The organism is Thermocoleostomius sinensis A174 (genome assembly GCF_026802175.1).
Taxonomy (GTDB): domain Bacteria; phylum Cyanobacteriota; class Cyanobacteriia; order Elainellales; family Elainellaceae; genus Thermocoleostomius; species Thermocoleostomius sinensis.
In genome coordinates, this window is sequence record NZ_CP113797.1 from 2410040 (window position 1) to 2433075 (window position 23036).

General features: G+C 47.4%; 21 protein-coding genes. 15 read left to right on the forward strand and 6 right to left on the reverse strand.

Annotation, left to right across the window (positions count from 1 at the left end; translation table 11 throughout):
* Positions 1-344 precede the first annotated feature (344 nt).
* Both OXH18_RS10430 and OXH18_RS10435 read left to right on the forward strand, forming a co-directional pair.
* Positions 345-1172, forward strand: a complete 828-nt coding sequence (locus tag OXH18_RS10430; RefSeq protein WP_268612711.1) for a WecB/TagA/CpsF family glycosyltransferase — start codon at positions 345-347, stop codon at positions 1170-1172.
* Positions 1173-1657: 485 nt separating this feature from the next.
* Positions 1658-1840: a YqaE/Pmp3 family membrane protein gene (locus OXH18_RS10435; protein ID WP_268612712.1), complete on the forward strand. Its 183-nt coding sequence runs from the start codon at positions 1658-1660 to the stop codon at positions 1838-1840.
* Positions 1841-2044: 204 nt separating this feature from the next.
* On the opposite strand, the gene OXH18_RS10440 is transcribed toward OXH18_RS10435, so the two are convergent.
* Entirely contained in the window at positions 2045-3034 is a 990-nt protein-coding gene (locus tag OXH18_RS10440) for a zinc-dependent alcohol dehydrogenase family protein (protein WP_268612714.1), read from the reverse strand.
* Positions 3035-3474: 440 nt separating this feature from the next.
* Here OXH18_RS10440 and OXH18_RS10445 point away from each other — a divergent pair, with 440 nt between their 5' ends.
* The 8 genes from OXH18_RS10445 (at position 3475) to cobM (ending at position 12168) form a co-directional block, all read left to right on the forward strand.
* Positions 3475-4815 (forward strand): FAD-dependent oxidoreductase, encoded by a 1341-nt coding sequence (locus tag OXH18_RS10445; RefSeq protein ID WP_268612716.1) that lies wholly within the window; start codon positions 3475-3477, stop codon positions 4813-4815.
* 42 nt (positions 4816-4857) lie between these two features.
* Positions 4858-5343, forward strand: coding sequence for a peptide-methionine (S)-S-oxide reductase MsrA (msrA, locus tag OXH18_RS10450; RefSeq protein ID WP_268612718.1), 486 nt, complete (start codon positions 4858-4860; stop codon positions 5341-5343).
* Between the two features lie 123 nt (positions 5344-5466).
* Positions 5467-6798, forward strand: a complete 1332-nt coding sequence (locus OXH18_RS10455; RefSeq protein WP_268612720.1) for a hypothetical protein — start codon at positions 5467-5469, stop codon at positions 6796-6798.
* 154 nt (positions 6799-6952) lie between these two features.
* Entirely contained in the window at positions 6953-7222 is a 270-nt protein-coding gene (locus OXH18_RS10460) for a GlsB/YeaQ/YmgE family stress response membrane protein (RefSeq protein WP_268612722.1), read from the forward strand.
* Positions 7223-7605: 383 nt separating this feature from the next.
* Positions 7606-9570 carry an alpha-amylase family glycosyl hydrolase gene (locus tag OXH18_RS10465; RefSeq protein WP_268612724.1) on the forward strand — a complete coding sequence of 655 codons (1965 nt, stop codon included), beginning with the start codon at positions 7606-7608 and terminating at the stop codon, positions 9568-9570.
* A gap of 117 nt (positions 9571-9687) precedes the next feature.
* On the forward strand, positions 9688-10596 hold the full coding sequence (locus OXH18_RS10470; RefSeq protein WP_268612726.1) for a TIGR02587 family membrane protein: 909 nt from the start codon (positions 9688-9690) through the stop codon (positions 10594-10596).
* A gap of 5 nt (positions 10597-10601) precedes the next feature.
* The gene (locus OXH18_RS10475) at positions 10602-11039 is read left to right on the forward strand and encodes a TIGR02588 family protein (protein ID WP_268612727.1); all 438 of its coding nucleotides are present in this window, start codon (positions 10602-10604) and stop codon (positions 11037-11039) included.
* A gap of 325 nt (positions 11040-11364) precedes the next feature.
* Positions 11365-12168: a precorrin-4 C(11)-methyltransferase gene (gene cobM / locus OXH18_RS10480; RefSeq protein ID WP_268612728.1), complete on the forward strand. Its 804-nt coding sequence runs from the start codon at positions 11365-11367 to the stop codon at positions 12166-12168.
* An 83-nt stretch (positions 12169-12251) separates the two neighbouring features.
* Here the strand turns inward: cobM and OXH18_RS10485 are convergent, their stop codons facing one another.
* Complete coding sequence (locus tag OXH18_RS10485) at positions 12252-14264, reverse strand: GumC family protein (RefSeq protein ID WP_268612729.1); 2013 nt, start codon at positions 14262-14264, stop codon at positions 12252-12254.
* Between the two features lie 516 nt (positions 14265-14780).
* Positions 14781-16283 (reverse strand): alanine/glycine:cation symporter family protein, encoded by a 1503-nt coding sequence (locus OXH18_RS10490; RefSeq protein WP_315874701.1) that lies wholly within the window; start codon positions 16281-16283, stop codon positions 14781-14783.
* A gap of 782 nt (positions 16284-17065) precedes the next feature.
* On the opposite strand from OXH18_RS10490, the gene OXH18_RS10495 reads away from it, so the two are divergent.
* The 3 genes from OXH18_RS10495 to OXH18_RS10505 all read left to right on the forward strand — a co-directional run bounded on the left by OXH18_RS10495 (position 17066) and on the right by OXH18_RS10505 (position 19401).
* The gene (locus OXH18_RS10495; protein WP_268612731.1) at positions 17066-17497 is read left to right on the forward strand and encodes a universal stress protein; all 432 of its coding nucleotides are present in this window, start codon (positions 17066-17068) and stop codon (positions 17495-17497) included.
* Between the two features lie 224 nt (positions 17498-17721).
* Positions 17722-19029 carry a threonine synthase gene (gene thrC / locus OXH18_RS10500; protein ID WP_268612732.1) on the forward strand — a complete coding sequence of 436 codons (1308 nt, stop codon included), beginning with the start codon at positions 17722-17724 and terminating at the stop codon, positions 19027-19029.
* Positions 19030-19125: 96 nt separating this feature from the next.
* Positions 19126-19401: a MoaD/ThiS family protein gene (locus tag OXH18_RS10505; RefSeq protein ID WP_268612733.1), complete on the forward strand. Its 276-nt coding sequence runs from the start codon at positions 19126-19128 to the stop codon at positions 19399-19401.
* Between the two features lie 19 nt (positions 19402-19420).
* Here OXH18_RS10505 and OXH18_RS10510 read toward each other — a convergent pair whose 3' ends face one another.
* Both OXH18_RS10510 and OXH18_RS10515 read right to left on the reverse strand, forming a co-directional pair.
* Positions 19421-19816 (reverse strand): VOC family protein, encoded by a 396-nt coding sequence (locus tag OXH18_RS10510; RefSeq protein ID WP_268612734.1) that lies wholly within the window; start codon positions 19814-19816, stop codon positions 19421-19423.
* A gap of 231 nt (positions 19817-20047) precedes the next feature.
* Entirely contained in the window at positions 20048-20899 is an 852-nt protein-coding gene (locus OXH18_RS10515; protein ID WP_268612735.1) for a DUF2382 domain-containing protein, read from the reverse strand.
* A gap of 148 nt (positions 20900-21047) precedes the next feature.
* Here OXH18_RS10515 and OXH18_RS10520 point away from each other — a divergent pair, with 148 nt between their 5' ends.
* On the forward strand, positions 21048-21191 hold the full coding sequence (locus tag OXH18_RS10520; protein WP_268612736.1) for a hypothetical protein: 144 nt from the start codon (positions 21048-21050) through the stop codon (positions 21189-21191).
* A 242-nt stretch (positions 21192-21433) separates the two neighbouring features.
* Positions 21434-21643: a hypothetical protein gene (locus tag OXH18_RS10525; RefSeq protein WP_268612737.1), complete on the forward strand. Its 210-nt coding sequence runs from the start codon at positions 21434-21436 to the stop codon at positions 21641-21643.
* A gap of 242 nt (positions 21644-21885) precedes the next feature.
* Here the strand turns inward: OXH18_RS10525 and OXH18_RS10530 are convergent, their stop codons facing one another.
* Positions 21886-22692 carry a tetratricopeptide repeat protein gene (locus tag OXH18_RS10530; RefSeq protein ID WP_268612738.1) on the reverse strand — a complete coding sequence of 269 codons (807 nt, stop codon included), beginning with the start codon at positions 22690-22692 and terminating at the stop codon, positions 21886-21888.
* Positions 22693-23036 lie beyond the last annotated feature (344 nt).

Consider the following 23036-nt stretch of genomic DNA (forward strand, 5'->3'; position numbering starts at 1 on the left):
GGCAGACGCCAACTCTACCTTTTGCGTCTGTTCATAGCATCTATCGCATTAAGACTTTTTATTCGTTTGATGAAGTGTTGCAGGCTGGTTTCGCTGCCACATCTACCTTGAACACTGCTCAAGTCCGATCGATTCTGCACAGCCCAATTGCCTAGGTTTGCTTGCATGGAATCGAAGCACTGCGCTAATTCTCACTGGTTACAAGCTGAATTCGTTTGTTCCTCAATCGATCGGTAATCGATCGCATCCACACGGTTTCCCATTGAGGATACCTCATTGCCCCCGTGACATTGAACACGGATTGATTCGTGTATTCCTGTTGGACGTACTATTTTGAAAAACCTATGCCTCCAGAAATTTCGCCTCCAATTCAAAGCGTAATTGGATTTCCGATTACTGCTTTACCATTTGACGGACAAATTGCATTAATGATGAAATGGGCAAGTAAGCGGTTAAGCAAAACGGTTTGTGTCGCCAATGTCCACATGTTGATGGAGGCGCATACAAATCCGTCATTTGCCTCTATCTTGCTCGAAGCTGATTTAGTTACGCCTGATGGTATGCCACTGGTATGGTTGATGAATCTATTAGGCAATCATCATCAAAATCGCGTCGCCGGGATGGATATTCTGATGGCGCTGTGTGAGCAGATGGTATGCCAAAACATCAGTGTCTTCTTTGTCGGCTCTACGCCAGAGATTTTGAAGAAAATTCAACAGCATTTGTTTGAGGATTTTCCCACTTTGCAAATCGCTGGAATGGAGCCTTTGCCGTTTCGTCCACTGACTCCTGAAGAAGACAACGCCTTGATTCAAAAGATCAATCAAAGTGGTGCAGGAATTGTTTTAGTGTCATTGGGATGTCCAAAGCAAGAAATTTGGATGAACCAACACCAAGGCAAGATTCAAGCCGTTATGGTAGGCTTGGGCGGTGTGTTTCCTGTATACGCGGGCATTCATAAGCGTGCTCCCAATTGGGTGCGCCAGTTAGGGTTTGAGTGGTTATATCGCTTGATTCAAGAGCCGCGTCGCTTGTGGAAACGATACCTCAGCACCATTCCACCTTTCCTATACCTTGCTGGCGTTCAATTGACCAATTTTTGGTTAGGTCGTACGCACAAAGCCAAGGCATTTTACCAGCCCAAGCAGGTGAAGGAGCAAGTCAATGTCTAGAAGAGTTTAGCTTGATTGAAGCGATTCAGTGATTAGTTAAATAACTGCTAAGTGCTTAGAGGAGCTGCAATTTGCTGAACGATTTCAGCTTCACTCATTCACCTTGGTTGTTGAGCGTTGAGCGTTAGAATACTGAGGTGCAACGATCGGGATTATCAAGATCAGGTATCTAAAAGGTCGTCCAAGGGCTGAGAAAATGAACAATCTGTGAAGCCAACCTCTATGAAGGGATTGCCTTAGTTGACAGCTTGCTCAAGAGAACCAGTCGAGCTAACAAAATGAACCGATCGTGTAAGACGCATAATAACTGCCAGACTTTCGCTACAGCTAGCGCCGTATCCAGTGACCTTATTCTTTCCTAGACGATCGATCCTCTATTGAACAGCAGCATAAGCAGTCTGCTAATTTAGCTCTTAGGGTGGAGGAAATAAGGTCTGGCCTTACTGACAATAGATTTACGTTTAACTCTTTGACAGAAGCCGCTTATGACACTCCTACGAATAGTTTTAGCCATCCTCCTGCCTCCAGTGGGTGTTTTTCTCACCTACGGAGTAGGTCCCACCTTATTTATTAACATTTTGTTAACTTTGCTAGGCTGGTTGCCAGGCAGTATCCATGCTGTGTGGGCCATAGCCAAACACGAACAAAACTTGGGCCGTAGCCTCTAGACAGATTTGTTTAGCCAGTCGATGGCAATCACTACTGGCAATTTCATGATTTCATGTTTGTTCTGAAGACTCGATCACGACAGGGGTGAGCATATCCGAATGCTTGCCCTTGTGGCATTGGTTGGCCTAGTAAATTGGAAATTGAAAATAAGTAAGCAGGTAGACGCGGGAAGAATAAACTAGAAATAAAGGATTTTCTCGCGGTTAAGTATCGATTACCAACACCGCTGCTCCTTGGATTCTTCCGTGCCGCAGTGCCTCCAGTGCTTGATTGGCGGCCGTCAGCGGAAACGCTTCTACTTGAGTTTGCACTGGAATCTGAGGAGCTAAGGTGAGAAATTCTTCTCCATCTCGGCGCGTTAAGTTAGCAACCGATCGCACCATTCTCTCTCCCCACAAAATGTCATAGGCGAATGCTGGAATCTCGCTCATGTGAATGCCTGCACACACAACAACCCCACCTTTTGCTGTTGCCTTTAAAGCCGTCGGCACTAGGGCCCCAACTGGAGCGAAGATGATAGCCGCATCGAGTAACGTGGGTGGAAACTCATCAGAGCCACCAGCCCAGACTGCACCCAGATCACGCGCAAATTGCTGCCCTTGAGCATCTCCTGGGCGGGTAAAGGCATAGACCTGGCGATTTTGATGTCGTGCTACCTGAATTATGATATGGGCGGCTGCTCCAAACCCATATAGCCCCAAGTGCTTGGCGTCGCTGGTCATGCCTAGCGATCGATAACCAATTAACCCTGCGCACAGCAACGGAGCCGTTTGCAAATCAGGATAGCCGTCGGGAATACGGAAGCAAAAGCGAGCATCGGCCACCGTGTATTCAGCGTAGCCACCATTCAGTTGATAGCCAGTGAATTTGGCAAAATCGCATAGGTTCTCTCGGCCAGAAAGACAATACCGACAGTGGTTGCAAGTATATCCCAACCACGGCACCCCCACGCGATCGCCGATCTGAAACTCTGTTACAGTTGCACCCAGTTCGACAATGGTTCCCACAATCTGATGTCCCGGAATTAGCGGTAGTCTGGGGTCTCTGAGTTCTCCATCTATGATGTGCAAATCAGTGCGGCAAATGCCACACATCTGGACTCGAATCAACACTTGATCAACGGTTGGGGTTGGAATTGGCACCTCCACAGCCTGTAATGGTTGCTTCGGAGTTTCTAACAACATAGCCTGCATGGCTTCTTCTCTCTTTACTGTTTGCCTAGTTTTTGTTCTAATCGATTCCCTTTTTGATTAGAAATTTGAGCGTTAAGTAGGTGTAGGCAATATCTCCAAATAATATTTCATTCATCATAGAAATGATTCAACCTCTAAGTTAACCTCAAAAAACAAAAGCGTACTTATTTAACCAATTTCTGCAAAGAAATGCGACGAGCAATTACAGACAGTGAATAAGGTTGATGATAATAAAAGTCCATAGCGTTGGCTACAAACAAGCACCAAAGAGTATGAGAGAATCATCCTAACTTGATTCACTTGAATCCTCCGAATCAACACGGTTTCATTGCCCAATCAACAGCGTTAACCCAGATGGAGGACGATTTCCGAAGTTTCACCCAACTATACTGAGGCTGAACGCGATAGGTTGAAAACAGTTTAAGGATAAGAATTCTGGCATGGATAATCAAGTCTATGATGTGGTGGTTGTGGGCGGCGGTGTAGCAGGAACGGCGTTGCTGTATGCATTGGCTACGTTTACCGATTTAAAGCGTGTGGCACTAGTCGAAAAATATACCCAGGTTGCATCAGTTAATTCCAAAGCCACTAACAATAGCCAAACGATTCACTGTGGTGACATTGAAACCAACTACAGCTTGGAAAAAGCGCTAAAAGTGCGACGATCGGCGCAAATGCTTGTGCGCTATGCCAGTGAATTACCTGCTGCGCAACGCGATCGCATCATCTACCGCTTCCCTAAAATGGTGATTGGCGTGGGTCAAGACGAGTGTCAACGTTTGCGCCAACGCTATGAAACCTTCAAGCCACACTTTGGTGGGATGCAACTGCTGGAAAAATCACAAATTGCCGAGATTGAGCCGAATGTGGTGATGATGAATGGACAAGAGCGCCCAGAAGCATTGGTGGCGATCGCCATTCTCAATGAATATACCGCAGTGAATTACGGTACCCTGGCTCAATCGTTTGTGGAACAGGCTCAAGCAGTTGACCATAAAACCGTTGACTTGAGGCTGGGGCAAGCGGTGCAAGCGATCGAACCCGTGGGCAACTACTACCGCATTGTCACCCCCGATGGCGCTCTTACTGCCCGGTTTGTGGTGGTATCGGCTGGCGGACATAGCTTGCTATTTGCCCATCGGTTGGGCATTGGTCTGAATTATTCTTGTTTGCCAGTGGCGGGCAACTTCTACTTCACGCCGCAGGTGCTGAAGGGTAAGGTGTATACAGTACAAAATGATCAGTTGCCCTTTGCGGCTATTCACGGTGATCCGGATGTTACGATGCCTGGTAAAACCCGCTTTGGTCCGACAGCCCTGCCCTTGCCTGTGCTAGAGCGACGCAATTTGCAAACGGCGATCGATTATTTGGAAGTGTTGAAGCTGGATCAAACTGTGGCCAGCGTTCTATGGGATTTGTTTAAGGTGCGCGATATTCGCAATTACATCTTCAAAAACATGGCGTTTGAAGTGCCACTAGTGAATCGACGCTTATTCTTGAAGGATGCGCGGAAGATTGTGCCGTCTTTGCAACTACAAGATTTGACCTTTGCACAGGGGGTGGGAGGGGTACGCCCACAGTTGATCGATCGAACTCAACATCAGTTGATTTTGGGTCAGGCCGAAATTGATCCGGGTAACGGATTGCGCTTCAACATTACCCCGTCTCCGGGGGCAACGACCTGTTTGGGGAATGCAGAACAAGATTTACTGCGCATTCAACAACATTTGGGCTGTGAGGTCGATCGACGCTGGTTTGACGCAGAACCCGTTTTGGCATAGGTTCCGGGATCTTGATAGACAGGAAAGATAGTGTAACTTCTTATGGAGAAAGCAACGTTTGGGGCTGGATGTTTCTGGGGTGTAGAAGCTGCGTTTCGTCGAGTTCGTGGGGTGGTGTCTACATCAGTTGGCTATATGGGTGGACACTTTGAACATCCTAGTTATTTGGATGTGCTGTCGCGCATTACGGGTCATGCAGAAGTGTGTCAAATGGAATATGATCCAACAATCGTTTCCTACAAAGCCCTACTGGCTGTATTTTGGGCAATTCATGACCCCACTAGCCTCAATCGCCAAGGACCCGATCGAGGTGAGCAATATCGCTCGGTGATTTTCTATCACACACCCGATCAAGCAGAAATAGCACATTGGGACAAAGCAGCCCTCGAAACATCAGGCTGGTATTGTCAACCGATCGTGACACAAATTCAACCTGCTTCGGCTTATTGGCTAGCCGCAGAGGAGCATCAACAGTACTTTGAGAAACGGCTTAAAGCTCAGCAGCAACAAACAGCGATCGAGCAATAAATTAGGCGTTGCTGCATTCAGGCATGATTTGCCAACCTTGTATATTCAGTGCACATTCCCACCAAGAAACGTTATCATTCCTATTTTGATGATTGCCCTCAGATGGAGAATTACGTCTAAATCATGGATACCGTGCTGCAACGATCGCGAGAGTTGAAGGAAGCGCTGACTGATTTTGTGCTCGATGCGGAAGGAGAGTTAGCGGTGGCACTAGAAACCTTTAGTGCGGAGCAACTGACTCGCTCTCAAAAGCAGAATATGCATCAACGAACGCTGGTGATTGATCGGTTTATTACCGAAGGAAACGTGAATCAGCAGTCTCCCATTGATTTATTTTTGCAAAACGAGTCAGGGTTATCGGAAAGCGATCGACAGTTATTGTTGCGGTGGAAGCAAAGTTTTGTCGGATTATTCGCCATTACTAAAATTTTAGGTGATGGGTTCGAGTTAATGAATTGGACAACTGCCAAGTCGTATGTAGTGAAACCCAATGATGAAAAAGCGTGGCAGGATATGGCCCGCCTCAAAGAAGGGGAAATTATCCTGACACAAATTGCGCCAATCACTGATACTCTTTGGATTTTTTCCAGCCCTTGGACATCGCTGGGGAAACTTGGTAAACCCAAATTGGCCGTGGCGATTGGTAACTTTAAAGACAATTACAAACAGCATCTCTATAGCGATGCACCAGATTTGTTAGAAGAAGCATGGAATTCGGTTGAGCGCTATCATCACGATTTCGTCGAGTTTTTTGGTGGCGATGAAGTGACGATGTCTGGCTATGAATTGGGCAAACGTCTCACTGAATTTCAAGAAAAAATCACCCAACGCAATTTAGATGAAGCTGGAATCGATCGCTCTAAAACCCTAGAAGAAATTGCTCAAGAGGCAGGGATTTCGGAAGAAGAACTAGCCGAAACCGCAGAGGCAATGGGGACAGATGCCAAAACCATTTCGCAAGTTTGGAAGCAGCAAGCAAAATCGAAAATGGTGGCCCCGCAAGTCGAACTCCCTCCTAACTTGAAGAAAGCAGAACATGTAACTGCCATGAGTCACCCTAAGTGGGGGCAGTTATTTCTGCCCTACTATCGTCAATTGCAAACGATTTTAGAAGCCGATAATTGGACTAGTATTCCTAATGCTGAAGCGATCGTGCGGCGATCGTTCGATGAGAAAGATATGAACGCGTTTGTGTGGAAGCGACTGGCTCAGCAGTATCCGAAACAGTTGGAAACAGTACTGCGAGCCGTGTTCGATCGACCTAATTTCAAATTAGAAAATGATTTTGATGCATTACTACAAGAACACGATAAACCAATAGAACCTGAACTACCCGAAATTGCAAGTGTTCCTGTGCATCTACACGACTTATTTCAAGAAGCTGTTGTAGAAATTAATAAAAACAAATCAAAAAGCAAAACAAAGAAGAAAACGGCAACAGGATTTCAACGTTAATTTCATCCTCGTGTCTTATCCTTGATGAACCGTTACTTCGTCTCTATCTAAAGATTTGCTGAGTTCTATCTGTAGACAGAAGGGATTCTTTTCATCAAATCGATATCTTAGTTCTATAAGGATTAGATGAAAGAATTATTTGGAGGATCGAGGTATGAATATCATTGCTTGGATTATTCTGGGTCTGCTAGCAGGTGCAATTGCTAAACTAATTTACCCTGGTCATCAAGGCGGTGGTATTCTCGCTACAATCTTGCTAGGAATTATTGGTGCATTTCTAGGCGGTTCCCTCTATGCATTACTGACAACAGGCACGCTACAACTAACGGCAGCCGGACTTAGTATTCCTGGTCTAATTGTTGCTGTCATTGGAGCAATGATCGCGATTTTCCTTTGGGGTTTGATGACTCGCCGTACCGTCTAGTTTGTGTGAAAGGACTTAGCACTGTAGCGAATGTCATCGTAAAGCTTTAAATCTTGCTGGGTTTCCTCGCTATAGTCGTTTCAGATTTCTCCTTGATTACATTTTGTCAGCAATGTTTGGTTCTAAGTTTTGGTTTTACTCTGAGAAGCAACCTTGGCTACTACCACACTCTTAGCAGTGTGGTTTTTTATTGAAAAGACACAGTTAGATTATCATGGCATCTGTCTAACGATAGAAAATGGAGCTTGATAAGGATAGATGCGGCGTCTATGGAGAGACTTCATAATTTACGCGGATGGCTGTTAATTTCAAATCTTAGATAGCAGCCAAATTAGAGTTATATTACAAATCGTAACTGTAATCACTATCTACCTAAAACGCTCATGACGCAACCACCTGCTTCGTCAACCATTACCGACCCCCACAAACTTGCTCCGGCTCAAGCTACTAGTGAACAATACGAAGTAGCCGATCCACAAGCAGAGGTAGAGGCAATTGTTGAAGAACCGCGATCGGACACCGACGTTGATCTAGAGTTCTTATATACCCGTGATATTGAATTTCGCCAAGAAACCATCTATTTCTTAGTCGTCGATCGGTTTTATGACGGCGATCCTGAAAATAGTGAAGGTCCAAATCCCGAACTCTACGATCCCGATCGACAAGATTGGGGTAAGTATTGGGGTGGAGATTTGCAGGGCGTCATCGACAAATTAGATTACTTGAAGAATATGGGAGTGACGGCAATTTGGTTGACTCCCTTGTTTGAACAGGTAGAAGACTTATTCTGCGGAAATGCCGCGATTCATGGATACTGGACGAAGGATTTCAAACGCATCAATCCACGCTTTTTGGCGAACGGTGAAGAGAATTCACTTAACAAAACCCAAGACAGCCGCGACACCACCTTCGATCGCCTCATCGATGAAATGCACAAGCGAAAGATGAAACTAGTGCTGGACATTGTTTGTAACCACAGTAATCCCGATTTCAGTGGCGTTAAAGGTGAATTGTACGATGATGGTGTTAAAATTGCCGATTTCAACAATGACGAACGCCATTGGTACCACCATTACGGCGAAGTTCAGAATTGGGAAGATGATTGGCAAATTCAAAACTGCGAACTAGCTGGGCTGGCCACGTTCAACGAAAACAATACTGAGTATCGTGACTATATTAAATCAGCTATCAAACAATGGCTTGATCGCGGCGTCGATGCGCTGCGGGTAGACACCGTGAAGCATATGCCGATTTGGTTCTGGCAAGAATTTAACGCCGACATCCAAGCTCACCGACCGGATGTATTTGTGTTTGGCGAATGGATTTATAGCCATCCATCGGACGATCGATCGGTGGAATTTGCTAACCACTCTGGGATGACCATTCTCGATTTTGGACTGTGCGTTGCCATTCGTGCGGCTTTGGCGCAGGGGGCCGAAGATGGCTTTTACCTAATTCAAAACACCCTCGACCAAGACCATCGCTATAATGGCGCCACAGAACTCGTCACCTTCATTGACAACCATGACATGCCCCGGTTCCAATCGCTCAATCCCGATCCAGAGATGCTGAAAGTGGCAATGGCGTTGGTCATGACTACACGCGGCATTCCCTGTATTTACTATGGTACTGAGCAATATCTCCACAATGATACTGATGGCGGTAACGATCCTTACAACCGCCCGATGATGGAGCGCTGGGATACTGATACCGAAATCTATCGCATGATCCGATTGCTGTCGGGGGTGCGCCGCCTTAACCCGGCGGTGTCTATGGGCGGGCAATGGCAAAAATACATCACTCCGGATGTTTACTGCTATGTGCGTACCTATGGCGAATGTCGTTGCTTTGTGGCGCTGAATCGGGGTGAAGCCACCACAATCGACGAAGTGGAGACCGACATGCCCGACGGCGAACACACCTGTGTGGTAACGCACAACAAGTATGAAGTGAAGGACGGTAAGCTCTATAACCTGCAACTGGATGCACGCGGGGTGATTGTTCTCAGTCATGTAGGCGAACGAGCCAAAGGGCAAACGATCGTGCGGGTGCAACTCAATGGAGTGCAAACTCAGCCCGGTGAACGCATCGTTGTCACAGGTGATTGTCCAGAACTAGGCAACTGGGATATTGCCAAAGCCTATCCACTGGAATATATCAACCCCAATACTTGGTTTGCCGAAATTCCCTTTAATGAAAGCGCCGGAAAACTGGTGAGCTACAAGTATGCCATGTGGCGCGAAGGACAGTCGCCACTGCGGGAAAACTTAGTGGCTCGTCGTTGGGTAATTGCCAGCGAGGGCACGGTGAAGTGGCGCGATACGTGGGCCCCGGGTCGCGAATCTTAACCCCGAAATGGCGAATTAAGGAGTAGGTTGAGAAATAAGGGTTAGGAAGTTATGGTTTAAGCTTCAGCTTGACCCACTGACTTCCTAATTATTTTTCTTCTATTCCTGTGATCGCTTATGAAACGTATGAGCTTTCCCTCCCGTCTGGAGTGGAATGACGAAATTCAAGACATTATTCGCGCAGCAGCAGGCGGTTTTCTGTTTGGTATTCCGCTACTATACACCATGGAGGTCTGGTGGATTGGTTCCTATACAGAACCACCGCTGATGCTGGGAATTTTAGCTACGACGTTTGTAATTGTGTTTTTGCTTAATCACACCGATGGGTTTCGCCAGATACGTCCCGATCGCCCCACCCAGGCAATGACCGATTCGATCGAGGCGATTGCCATTAGCACCATTTGCGCTACATTCATTCTGACGTTGCTGCGTGAAATTACCTCAACCACGCCCCTCGATGAAGCACTGGGTAAGATCGTTTTGGAAGGCGTGCCCTTTGCGTTGGGGGTGGCCTTGGCGCGATCGATTCTGCAAGGCGATCGATTTGAGTCGTCCCAAGCCACCGAGCATCAGGAAGCCGCATCGGAACCATCAGGTCATCCGCCGTCTGCCTCGAAGCCATCCCATTACAACGCCACCTTGGCAGACATTGGAGCCACCTTAATTGGTACGATCATTATTGCTTTTAACATTGCCCCAACCGATGAAGTGCCCATGCTCGTTGCAGCAGCTTCTCCGCCGTGGTTAATTGCAATCGTGCTGGCATCCCTGCTGATTTCTTATAGCATTGTGTTTTTGGCAGGCTTCACCGCGCAACAGCAACGTATTCAGCAACGGGGGCCGTTTCAGCACCCCATTACTGAAACGTTAGTATCCTACCTCATCTCGTTACTGGCGGCGGCCTTGATGCTATGGTTTTTTCATCGCCTTAGCTTTGCTGACCCGTGGACTTCGTGGTTAGAAAATACGGTGATTTTGGGGCTTCCAGCTACGATTGGTGGGGCAGCAGGACGGTTAGCAGTATGAGCAATATGAAACGATCAGTTTCGCAAGGTCAATTTTCGCGGGGTCAATTTTCTCGATCGTCTCAACGATCGCGTCTTTCAGCCGAAGCCATCACGATCGCCATTTCCTCACTGATTGTGGCGGCTCTGATTGGGCTGATTTTGCTCGTGTGGATAACAAAAGACGATCGACCGCCGATTTTGTCAATCAGCACGCCCGAAGCCGTTCGGCAAGAACAAGGCTATTACTATGTGCCTTTCACGGTGAAAAATGACGGTGGCGGTACGGCGGAATCAGTGCAAGTGATTGGCGAACTGCGCATCAACGGACAAGTAGAGGAACAGGGCGAACAACAAATTGACTTTCTTTCTAGTCGTGAAGAGGAAGAAGGCGCATTTGTCTTTAGCCGTAATCCGGCATTAGGGGATTTGGTTCTCCGTATCGCTAGTTATAAACTTCCGTAGTCAACGTTCGAAGATGAGGAAGGATACTACTTTTCTGCGAGCATTGAGGTGGCCCAGTATCTAGTTAAATGGATCACGTTATAGAAGTCGTAACCTACGGAGAATTACTAGTAGCTCCTTGCCAAAAGAAAAACCCCAGAGTTGCCTCTGGGGCTTGAATCAGGGTGCATCTACCATTCACTTTTACCTATATATGGGCTGATGTCCGGACTTGGTGGAGTGTTTTACATAGTTTTTAAATAACTCATTGCCTTTTCAAAGTTTTCACGGATCAATATTTCTTTACGGTTGTAAAAACAAAACCTATTCTATCTAGTCTACGCAAATGCAAACCGAACCGTTACACTTACCGGCTGCCGTGTATATTGTCGGAGCCGGGCCAGGAGATCCAGAGTTGTTGACGATCAAGGCTCAGAAGCTATTGATGCAGGCAGATGTCATTCTGTTTGCTGATTCCCTCGTGCCGCCACAAATTTTGGATATCGCCCGTCCCAATGCCGAGATTATTCGCACAGCAAACAAAACCCTGGAAGATATGCTGCCACTGATGCTCGATCGAGTGCGATCGAATCGATCGGTAGTGCGGTTGCATTCGGGTGATCCGTGTTTGTATGGTGCCGTACACGAGCAAATGCAAGCCCTAGCAGCCGCAGAAATTCCATTTGAGGTGATTCCAGGAATTAGTGCCTTCCAAGCCGCCGCCGCTACGCTGAAGGTGGAATTGACAGTTCCAGGACTGGTGCAAACCATCATCCTAACGCGCATTAGCGGTCGCACTCAGGTTCCAGAGACCGAAGAACTGGCATCCTTGGCGGCTCATCAAGCTAGCCTCTGCCTGTATCTCAGTGCTCGCCATATAGAAGCTTCGCAAGCCAAGCTGATGCAACATTACTCAGCCGATACCCCCGTGGCGATTTGTTTTCGCTTGGGCTGGCCCGACGAAAAAATTTGGGTTGTGCCGCTGAGTCAGATGTCCGAAGTCACCGAACGAGAACGTCTGATCCGCACTACGCTATATGTCATCAGTCCCGCCTTGGCAACTGTAAATGCTGGGCTTTATCCTGATGGGCGCCGATCGCGACTCTATAGCCCCGATCATTCCCATCTGTTTCGCCCAGATAGGGGATAAGGAAGGGATGAAGGAAGAAGGATGGGGGGTGGGCAAAAGGTAAAAGGTAAAAGGCAACTCCTCATCCCCACTCTCCACTCGCCCTACTGTGCCACCCTCAAATCGGTGTAGGAGCGCGATCGTTTTTCCTTCGTGACCACAGCAATGGCTACTCCAATCAAAGCTCCAAACACAGCGGCAGACCCCAGATCTTTCTCTAGATCATAAAAGTAATTGCGAACTGGCTCTCCAGATGGTGTCTTGATTAGCTCTGGCGCAGACACTAGTTGCCAAGTCATTTGCTGAGGTGGCACTTGAGCTTGCAACTCCTCGCGTTGGTCAAAATATTGCTGCAAAATTTTCGTCTCGGCTTGCAGTTGTTGACGCAAGTCGCCATACTGCCGCAGCACCGTTGCCAGTTCTTGCTTGCGTTGCGTCACGGACTTCTGGGCTTCAGCGATGGTTTGCTGCCGCATTTCCATCAGGTTGATCTGATGCACGGTGCTGATGGACTGTTGCAGCAATTTCAACAGTTCTGGCTCTTGAAACACCGGATCTTGTAAATTCGACGCTGGATTAGTCACGTAGCGCTCTAAGGTGTTGACCATTTCTTGCCCTAGTTGGGCGGCTACGGTTTGATGTTGTGCTCGCAGCGATCGCAACGCCTCATCTTCTGCTTGATAGCTGCTTAATGCCGTCACAATTTGCCGATCTAACTCGCGAAACTGTTTCAGCAGGGCTTGATACTGCCCATCGCGATCAAGAATTGCTTGAGCAATCGACTCATCAGGCTGCAAGGCCATTCGCATCTGCAACTCTTCATAATCACGCCGTGCGTTAGCTAACTTGCCCGATAACTCGGCTTCTTGCTTGGCAATTTCGGCCGATCGGGCAGAAAATAGCCGAACTTGCATCTCTAGATTCTTTAATCCATGCTGCTGATGAAAGCGCTGGATTTGATCACGCAGTTCACTCACCCGCTGTTGTGCTTGAGGAATTTGCGCGTCGATAAATTTTAAGCCCTGGCAAGCACTGTCACGACAGCTTTCGTTGTTGTAGTCTACATAGGTTTTGGCCAATTGTTCTAAAACAAGCTGAACGCGCTGCGAGTCGGTATCGCGATAGCGGACTTCCAAGTGGCGATCGCCCTTTACCGTGATATCCAGGTTTTCACTGAAACGTTGGAAATCGAGATCAGGGTGTTCGGCTTGTAGCTGTTCAATGATGGGGTCAAGCAGACGCGGGCTTTCCAAAATTCGAATCTGCGTCTCGGAAATCCGTTGATTGGTGTCATCAATTTGCGGAGTGGCAGCCACACCATCTTGGGGTGCCTGGGTTTGCACCACTAGTTGAAACGTGCCTTCATATTCTGGAACGCGATTGGCAACTTGTCCGGCTGTTCCGGCTGTGACGGCAATTGTTACCCCTGCTGCAATGCCCACTTGTCGAGGAATGGCAAACGATCGAGTGGTTGATTGCACGTTGCCCGGGTTCTGGTCCGGGTTCTGATTGTTGATGGGCACAGCGTCCTCAACCGAGGCTTGACTAACCGCAACAATTGAAGTATCCGAGCAAGACTGAGCCACATCGACCAGATGTGCTGAAGGAAGAGAAAGTTGGGAGGAAGATGTGGGGACACTAGCAACAACCAAGGTTTCTGGCTCGGCTTCTGGTTTGGCTTCTGGCTCGGTCTCAGGAGTTGATTCCAGCTTTACTTCGTTTAAAGGTTGTGGTGTGTCAATCAGCCCTGTGTCAGGCTGTTGACGCTTGGATGCGGTCAGGGCAACCGCCTCGGCTTCCATTGCCCACAACATTTGGTCGATCGCCTCAAGCGATTGGATGAGTTGAAGATCAGAGAGAGTGGGTTCAACCTCTGCCAAACGCAGCATGATATCAATTTCGCTGAAAGCCGCTGCCATTTGCGCATCCGAGATCAAAGAATCAACTTCGATGGATTGCAAAATTCGATCGGCTTGATCGAGCAATTTCACCAATTCCGGAATATCCGAGAGAGAAACATCAAATATCGGACACAGATTAGAATCCGTCGGAGAAGATGCCACTGATCTACGATGACGCAGTAAAACGGTCAATAGCTTTGTCTGATTAATCTTCATGATTAAACTTCCTCCAACTGGACGCTAAGCAGGTATACTGTGTCCCCTGATCCAGGATTACCGAAATCGCCCCCCTGATCCGGAAATTTCGTAATGAGGGTAGACTCTGGAAACCGACGGGAAGCAGATGCGCCATCTAACGTTAATGAGTCGGTAGCGCAAAGACTCGTTGTAAAATTTCTAACCTTGAATCACTTGGGGGTGAAGTGGAAACAGAGGAAGCCGTGCAAGTTGCTGGCGATCGGCTTCAGCAAGTGGGTTTGATGCCGCGTCAGGAGAAACCACAGGAAAAGCGGCTCGTGAATTCCAAGTTCGGGGATCTGTCTGCGCTAGTACAGCTAGCCATGACAAAAAGAGCTTGCAACAAACTAGCCTCAAGCTCTCTTCCGATTGGTGTTTTTTGCACTTGTGTTTTGCAATGATAGCAGTGCGAAGTCAGGTGAGGGAGGGTTATCATGTCACCCTATTCAGTTAAAATTTCCATCACCTGATACTGTCCTACTTTATTCCATGCTTCTATCGCTGAATCGATTCTTCCGAAGTTTGTAGAGCAAGCTGTTGCTCGTAGGTAGGCATTTGTCCAGAAATGAGTCGTTGCCAATAATCTTTCAGATCGGCCGCCACCTCGTTAGAAAGGATGTAACAGCCAAGCAGATTGGGGAATGCCATGCCCAGCAGCAACAGGTCGCTAAAGTCAATAATCAGCGATAGGCTCGCCAAACATCCCAAAAAAGTGAATACCACATAGATAATCTTGAAGACGATCGTGCTGCGTTCTCCAAACAAATAGCCCCAAGCCTGTACGCCATAATAGCTCCAGGAAATGATCGTCGAGAAGGCAAACAAACAAACAGCAATACTCAGAATCACAGGAAACCAACCAATTACATCGGCGAACGCACTGGAGGTCATTTGCACACCGCTTAACTCTTCTCCAGTGTTTTGGTAGGCTCCTGTTAACACAATCACGATCGCCGTCATATTACAAATCACGATTGTGTCAATAAAAGGTTCTAAAAGTGCCACAATGCCTTCGCGAATAGGTTCATCAGTACGAGCCGCTGAGTGAGCAATGGCGGCTGAGCCAATTCCGGCTTCATTGGAGAACGAACTGCGGCGAATGCCCTGCACCATGACGCCAATAATCCCGCCCCCTACTGCGGTTGGAGCAAAGGCTTCTCGAAAGATAGTAGCGATCGCACCGGGAACTTGCGGTAGATTTGCCAAAAACACAATCAAGCAGGCAGCGATGTAAATAACCGCCATCGCAGGAACTAATTTCTCGGCAACAGCCCCAATGCGACGAATTCCGCCGATGATGACAACTCCCGCTAAGAGGGCAAGCACAATGCCAAATAACCAAGCTGGTAGCCCAGGGAAAAGACCAGAAATGGCAGAATAGGCCTGATTGGCCTGAAACATGTTGGCTCCGCCCAACGATCCACCCAGCGTCAAGATACAAAACAGCACCGCCAAGCCTTGCCCCAAAGGCCGCATTCCTCGTTGCGATAGACCACTCGTGAGGTAATACATGGGGCCACCCAACACCGTGCCGTCTGCTAACACACGGCGATACTTCAGCCCCAGCGTACATTCCACAAACTTACTGACCATGCCAAATAGCCCGGCCATCGTCAGCCAGAACATTGCTCCTGGCCCACCCAATTGAATCGCTACGGCTACCCCAGCAATGTTGCCCAAGCCAACCGTCCCAGATAAAGCCGTCGCCAACGCTTGGAAGTGGGATACCTCGCCATCGTCGTGGGGGTCATCATACTTGCCCCGTACGACATCGATCGCATGTTTGAAGCCGCGAAAATTGATGAAACCCATGCGAATCGTGAAGAAAACGGCCGCCACAAACAACCACAACACGATGAAGGGGAAACCATTCTCCCCACCAATGGGAAAGAACAGAATGGTGGCCAAAAAGTTGACAATGGGTTCAATGATAGCGTTGGCGATATTGCCACCCGGTTCTGCCTCCTGAGCCACAGCGCTTGGAGCAAAGATCATCATCAGCCCAATTAAAATCGGTATGGCATACCAGGTTTTGTGCTGCCAAGTGGTAGTGTCTAGCCGATGGTGCAGGCGGTTGATAATCAATCCAGCCTGAGTTTCAACGTTGATTTTTTGTCTCTTCATAACCACAACGATCGGGTATAATCTGCACTCAATTTGATAGTTACTAATCCAGCTTGTTGTCGGCGAAGTACAGCCAATTATGGAAACGTACCAGTGTAATTGGGACAGTGAGCTAGTTTGTAAAAAAACGCAAAAATCCCCACGCTTTCATCCAATACCACTTCTCGTGGATCAATTTTTGTTAAGTTAAACACGCTTACAACAAACAGTTCCTTCTTTCAACCGCAGGATCGATTCATCCCGATGACACAATCTCTCCCGAGAGAGTTGCATCTTAATCAATAGCTTTGATTTGAGGCAGTTTCTGAATTTTAACTTTGTCCTTCAACTGTCTTGATCTCTAGTGGAATACTCGAACGCGGACATAAGCGTACCTCTGGTTGTAAAGCAATTCATTGCCGCAACTAGCCGACCAAGACTCTGCAAAATGACTTGATTTAAGATTTTTATTAATTTAATTTGGCACAGAGAATGATAATTCTAGGTGATTTAATCTACGACATTCGATCGCTAGCGTTGCAATATGGAACGTTTTACCTTGTGTGAACCCGTACTGTAGCGAAACTAACAGCCAGTTTGGCGAAAACACTGCTGATAGTTAAAGTAAACAATTCATTGATATTAGAACAGTCAACTTAATCGTCAGGTGAAACAGAATGAGCCTATTTTCAACCGATCGCATTTTAGTGCCTATTGACTTCTCCGATGGAGCCTTTACGGCCTTGTCCCAAGCCATCGATTTTGTTGGCGACCCAGCCCGCGTGTATGCCTTGCATGTTTTGCAACCTCTAGAACCAACTGATCCGGCGGTTATCTGGCAAACGCTGGACGATCAGACCCGCAAGCAACATGTTGAGAAAGCTTTTTTTGAACGGTGTAGCGACGCTAAGTATCAAGGGCTACATTTTGATGTGGCGATCGGCAACCCCAGTTCTGAAATTGTTGACTATGCCAAACAACACAACATCGATTTGATTGTGGTATCGCCGCATGGTCGTACAGGCCCGCTGGGGCGGTTTTTGCTGGGGTCGGTAGCGGAACGGGTTGTTCGTCATGCCCACTGTCCGGTGTTGGTAGTGCGTAGGTAAACCTATCCTATGCACCAAAGCTGACCTCTTCAACCTTAAACCCGACAAAAAAAGTCGGGTATGTTTGCGGTGTTTTGCGGCCCATGCTACGATGCTCGGCAATGGTTAAAAGGCTATGCGCTGTTATTGCGCGAATTGATTCGTGGTTTAGCACGCTGTGACTGAGTATTCGCTAGCTATTTGCTGTGTTGATGCTGTTGAGAAAAGGTATCTAGGACGATCTCATGACCCAGGCAATCCCAACTTCAACTTCGACCTCTACTGCCGCCACCTTCACGGCTCTTAAATGTAAAGAATGTGGGGCTGAATACGAACCCAAAGCAATGCATGTTTGCGAATTTTGCTTTGGGCCGCTGGAAGTCACCTATGATTACAGCGCTTTGGCTCGAACGGTAACTCGCCGTAGCATCGAGGCTGGGCCAAAGTCTATCTGGCGCTACCGTTCTTTTCTGCCAGTTGCCAGTGAAACACCGATTGATGTCGGGACGGGCATGACACCCCTCTTGAAGGCTAACCGCTTGGCACGTCGCCTGGGTCTCAAGCAGTTGTTCATCAAGAATGATGCCGTTAACATGCCCACTCTCAGCTTCAAAGATCGGGTGGTATCAGTAGCCCTCACCCGTGCGCGTGAACTGGGCTTCACCACAGTGTCTTGCGCTAGTACTGGAAATTTGGCAAATTCTACGGCTGCGATCGCGGCTCATGCCGGGTTAGACTGCTGTGTGTTTATTCCCTCGGATCTCGAAGCGGGCAAGATCTTAGGAACGCTGATTTATGGCCCAACGGTGATGGCAGTGCAAGGCAATTACGATCAGGTGAATCGCCTCTGTTCGGAAGTGGCCAACACGCATGGCTGGGGCTTTGTCAACATCAACTTGCGTCCGTACTACTCGGAAGGTTCAAAAACCTTGGGGTATGAGGTAATTGAGCAACTAGGCTGGCAACTGCCCGATCACATTGTCGCTCCTTTGGCTTCTGGTTCTCTCTTCACCAAGATCTATAAAGGGTTTCAAGAATTTACTCAGGTTGGCTTAGTCGAAGGCAAGTCGGTACGCTTCAGTGGGGCCCAAGCCGACGGCTGCTCTCCGATTGCTCAAGCCTTCAAGGAAGGGCGCGATTTCATCAATCCAGTCAAGCCCAGCACCATTGCCAAGTCGATCGCCATTGGCAACCCCGCCGATGGAGTGTATGCCGTAGATATTGCTCGCAAGACCAACGGCAACATCGAATCAGTCACCGATCAAGAGATCATCGATGGCATCAAGCTGCTAGCCGAAACCGAAGGCATCTTTACCGAAACAGCAGGGGGCACAACAATTGCCGTCCTGAAGAAACTGGTAGAAGCGGGCAAAATTGACCCAGATGAAACCACCGTTGCCTATATCACAGGAAATGGACTCAAGACCCAAGAAGCGGTACAAGGCTATATTGGCGAACCATTGACAATCGAACCCAAACTCGACAGCTTTGAGCGGGCCCTAGAGCGCTCTCGCACCCTCGATCGATTGGAATGGCAACAAGTACTAGTTTAAAGACTGTAGCCATTAATCTAGAGCCATTTGTCTTCTTCTTTCTCCTTCCTGCTTGGTTCTCTTGATTCACCCTTCATTACGTTTACCGTTCAAGCTATGTCTGTTAAAGTTCTAATTCCTACACCTCTGCAAAAATTTACCCGCGACCAAGCCACGATTGAATGTGAGGGCAGCAACATCACTGAGTTGCTAGATTCGCTTGAGCAGGATTTTCCTGGTATCAAGGCTCGTTTGTGCGACGATCAAGGTGAACTGCGTCGTTTCATTAATTTCTACGTCAATAGCGAAGATATTCGCTTCTTAGATGGTAAGAATACTCAACTCAACGCTGGTGATGAAGTCAGCATTGTGCCAGCAGTTGCAGGTGGTTAATCCGCTGAAACTCTGCGAATTATTTCAGAGCATAATCAGCTTGATACTCAACTAACTCAATTTCATTACCGTCTGGATCATTTACATAAATCCGAAACTTGGTCTCTGGAGATGACATTGTATAGTACTCAATGTTGTTCGCCTCTAGAGACATTTTCATCTTTTCGCCATTCTCAATGACGAGACCGACATGATTGATGCCAATTTCCCGATAGGGTTGGCGTTCCCGCTTCATCGCGGGTTGATGATTGAGCGCTAGATAAAACTGCTGATTGCCTAAATGTATCCAACGATCGCCCTGCCATTCTCCTTCTGCCCGCACAAACCAGTCTGGAAACAAAGTCTGGTAAAACGTTTTAGAGGCGTCAATATCGTGACAGGATAAATTAATATGTTCAAACCGCTGAAAATTCATAACGCTTCTCCTATATGAGGTCAATAGGATTAATAGCTAAATCGTACTCGTTATGAATATGAGTTGTCTATCAGCATTCTTACCTACTGTTATTCAAGCTTGTTAATATTCAAACGACGAACTCCGCTGCCTCGTCTGCGAAAAAGGCTCGTGCGTCACCATTGCTTAGCACGAGACCTGGTAATTTGAACGATTAGCTGAACGTATTGTTTGCTGTTATCGTGAACGTTCTCAGCGCCGCTTTTTCAGCTTCGGTTGACCTTGAGTATTAATGTCTAGTTCCTCGCGCCGAATGGTTTCTTCGGCACTTACAGTGTCTCGATCGACTTCTTTACGAATCTGGACTTCTTCACTTACAACCGCTTCTTTGCGAATATCAGGGGTTTCTTCATAGACTTCCATGCGGGCAACTTCGCCTTCTCGGAAATCTACTTGACTAGCATCAACCGCCTGGTGGTTGGTTGGCTGAGTCCGCTCAATCACAACCCGCTCTTTCTCAATCGGAACCGAGACATGGGTAGTTTCGGTTTCAACCCGCTTGCCGATCACTGCCTCACCTGTTTTTTGCCGCTGCTTGTTAGCAACTAGGCGTTCCTCATACAGCTTCAAGGACTGGCGGTTCTGATCGCTTAGGTTATACAAATCCGGATCGCGATCGTAATCATAGGTATCGCGATCATAAGCAGGATCTGAGGAAGTTGAAGGCGCAGTGGACCGATAAACATTCCGCACGTGCTCTTCGTGTTCGTAGTCAATCTTGTCTAGATCATCAAAGTCTGGCAAAGATTCAACTTGGTGCTTAGTCAAACCTTTAGCATAAATGCGGCGCTCGTGAGTATTGATATCGGCTCGCCCAACAGGCAACAAAACCTTTTTCCCAAAGATCCAGAAGCCTGTATCGACTACAAAGTAGCGAAAGCTACCATTCCGATCATCCACGAGAATGTCGTAAACAGAGCCAACCTTGTCGATTTCCCGTTCATCATTGCTTTGAGCATAGACGTCATAGTTTTTGATGTCATCATTATCGGTAGCATTATGACGGTAATCCGAATAGAAATCTCCAAGTTTTAGAAGTGGCATATTGAGTACTCCTCCTTCTTGCTTTGTGGCTTTCGAGTTCCATTTTTCAAGGTTTTCGGAGTTTGTCCCATCTGTCTGTAGTTCGAATCTAGTAGATTTAACTGGGGCCCTTAAGCAATACTTACAGATAGGCGTTAGTTAGAAATACTTGGTTCAATCTGAATTGCCGATCGTTGTGTTCATTGCGGATAAACAGGAGGAAATCGGTAGTGTTGTCTATCACAAAATCGCTAAACGATCGGCGTCTAGCTTTGAAATTTATGATGGACTAGAGATAGATTTCAATCAATAAATTGAGATATTTATAATTCTCAATTTGAAGATTTTGAAGATTCGCACTTTGAGTAAGAATCAATGAACCTCATTGAATACCTATCATTAAGCACAATATTCTAATTTCGCTTTAATTTTATGCAGCTGTAGTTTTGTCTCTGCTATCGTTCAGCCTTGACGCATAGACAATCGTTGCTTCCATATCAGCCGGATTTGCTACGATCGTTGGCGTAGACAGTCTAACAAGATGGAGCAATACGGATGTTCCTTGATGAACTAGCGCCAGTTTTTAAAGAACTGACAGGAAATCCTGTAGCATTTCTGGGTGGATTTGTGTCTGGATTACTGCGGCTTAATCTAGCCGAAGACCCTGTGAAATCCTGGCTTGATCAACAAGCAGGGGGATCTTCTTACACGCCAACTTCTATCAGCAGCAACGGCAATGGTCCTCAAACGATTTCGATCGAGTAGTGCTGTGGCTAAGTGTTAAAATCTGCTTCAATCTTTTACCTAAACCTAATTCTCTATCTGGTTGTACCGTACACTGACCCCTCCCAACCTCCCGTTGGCAAGGGGAGGAGCCGCCAGCGGCAGGGTAAATGTGATGCCGCATGACAAAGGAAAGTATAACCTACTAAACTCGTTAGAGCCTCTAATCGCGAATTAGTGGCTCTTTTTAGGCAATTCATCTATACCAATAAAGCCAAACCCAATCAATCCGCTGTGTCTGGTTGACTACCCACTAAGCTGGCCAACCAGCGTTCTACTTGCGCTCGCAACCGCACCGACGGATTCTTTTGAAAAGTGCTAGATTCGGGCAGTAGAGCTAAGGCACGCCGATAATCGGCAACAGCACAGTTCCAATCGCCCTGTAGGTGATGAGTACGACCGCGTTCTGCGTAAATGTGTCCTTCCAATTTGCCCAGACACAGAGCCAGTTCTAGGCTCTCGATCGCCCGATCATACATTTCTAGCTCACGAAAGGTAATGGCTTGATTAATCCAAGCGCGACTATTGACTGGGTTCAAGTCAAGCGCCACATCATAATCAAGAATGGCTTCCAAAAACTGACCTTGAGCGGCATAGTAATTGGCACGATTGTTATAGGCACTGTCCAAGCGGGGGTTCAGTTCGATCGCCCGGTTATAGTCTGCAAGGGCCGCATCCGCTTGACCATTTTGGAAATACACTAATCCACGGTTGCTGTAATCGTTAGCACTGGTGGGATTACAGTCAATGAGATGGCTGAACAAAACGATGGCTTCAGTGTGATTCCCTTGCTGGGCTTCCGTCAGGGCTTGCTGCCGCAACAAAGCCCGCTGCTTAGCTGAGCTTAAACTCGACTGCACTGGGGGCTGGTGTGTGGAAGGTTTAGCAGGCTTAGCGGCTTCTCCTAATCTTGCTTGCCAATGCTTTTGAACACAACCGATAGTGCTGCACGCCTTAGCCACGGCTGGCTTGAGGAAGCGGCTATTGAGACCGATGCGACGAGTTTGACTAGCGAAAGAGTATGTATTCATGCTGTCCTCACGGTGTGTACAGCCCAACAGAATTTTCGATGCTATGGCGCCTCGATATCTAGTGTCTGGCTTTTCGTCTAACGAAACATCCTTCTGTATGTCACTTAATAGGGCGTCTGACGAGGAAGTGTAAGGTTGAAAGTACGGAAATAGAAATCAGGGTGCTAAGGGACTTCAGGAAGCGAGGAAATCGTGTTTAGGTTGAATCATGGCGGTTCCACCCCTGGATTACATCTGGCTATTATCAGTAGTATTGCGGAAAAACTTCAGTCAATTCGTGAAATTTTCCGGAGGCTAAAGGGAAGAATTTATAAAACTGTGATGAACTTTGAAGCGGTATGAAT

Excerpts from the sequence above, each read along its gene's own strand:
- OXH18_RS10490 (WP_315874701.1), bottom strand. The coding sequence starts at position 16,283 with ATGATGATCTTTGCTCCAAGCGCTGTGGCTCAGGAGGCAGAACCGGGT.
- OXH18_RS10510 (WP_268612734.1), bottom strand. The coding sequence starts at position 19,816 with ATGAATTTTCAGCGGTTTGAACATATTAATTTATCCTGTCACGATATT.
- OXH18_RS10515 (WP_268612735.1), bottom strand. The coding sequence starts at position 20,899 with ATGCCACTTCTAAAACTTGGAGATTTCTATTCGGATTACCGTCATAAT.
- OXH18_RS10475 (WP_268612727.1), top strand. The coding sequence starts at position 10,602 with ATGAAACGATCAGTTTCGCAAGGTCAATTTTCGCGGGGTCAATTTTCT.
- OXH18_RS10435 (WP_268612712.1), top strand. The coding sequence starts at position 1,658 with ATGACACTCCTACGAATAGTTTTAGCCATCCTCCTGCCTCCAGTGGGT.
- OXH18_RS10445 (WP_268612716.1), top strand. The coding sequence starts at position 3,475 with ATGGATAATCAAGTCTATGATGTGGTGGTTGTGGGCGGCGGTGTAGCA.
- thrC (WP_268612732.1), top strand. The coding sequence starts at position 17,722 with ATGACCCAGGCAATCCCAACTTCAACTTCGACCTCTACTGCCGCCACC.
- cobM (WP_268612728.1), top strand. The coding sequence starts at position 11,365 with ATGCAAACCGAACCGTTACACTTACCGGCTGCCGTGTATATTGTCGGA.
- OXH18_RS10505 (WP_268612733.1), top strand. The coding sequence starts at position 19,126 with ATGTCTGTTAAAGTTCTAATTCCTACACCTCTGCAAAAATTTACCCGC.
- OXH18_RS10485 (WP_268612729.1), bottom strand. The coding sequence starts at position 14,264 with ATGAAGATTAATCAGACAAAGCTATTGACCGTTTTACTGCGTCATCGT.
- OXH18_RS10430 (WP_268612711.1), top strand. The coding sequence starts at position 345 with ATGCCTCCAGAAATTTCGCCTCCAATTCAAAGCGTAATTGGATTTCCG.
- OXH18_RS10460 (WP_268612722.1), top strand. The coding sequence starts at position 6,953 with ATGAATATCATTGCTTGGATTATTCTGGGTCTGCTAGCAGGTGCAATT.
- OXH18_RS10525 (WP_268612737.1), top strand. The coding sequence starts at position 21,434 with ATGTTCCTTGATGAACTAGCGCCAGTTTTTAAAGAACTGACAGGAAAT.
- OXH18_RS10440 (WP_268612714.1), bottom strand. The coding sequence starts at position 3,034 with ATGCAGGCTATGTTGTTAGAAACTCCGAAGCAACCATTACAGGCTGTG.
- OXH18_RS10455 (WP_268612720.1), top strand. The coding sequence starts at position 5,467 with ATGGATACCGTGCTGCAACGATCGCGAGAGTTGAAGGAAGCGCTGACT.
- OXH18_RS10495 (WP_268612731.1), top strand. The coding sequence starts at position 17,066 with ATGAGCCTATTTTCAACCGATCGCATTTTAGTGCCTATTGACTTCTCC.
- OXH18_RS10465 (WP_268612724.1), top strand. The coding sequence starts at position 7,606 with ATGACGCAACCACCTGCTTCGTCAACCATTACCGACCCCCACAAACTT.
- msrA (WP_268612718.1), top strand. The coding sequence starts at position 4,858 with ATGGAGAAAGCAACGTTTGGGGCTGGATGTTTCTGGGGTGTAGAAGCT.
- OXH18_RS10470 (WP_268612726.1), top strand. The coding sequence starts at position 9,688 with ATGAAACGTATGAGCTTTCCCTCCCGTCTGGAGTGGAATGACGAAATT.
- OXH18_RS10530 (WP_268612738.1), bottom strand. The coding sequence starts at position 22,692 with ATGAATACATACTCTTTCGCTAGTCAAACTCGTCGCATCGGTCTCAAT.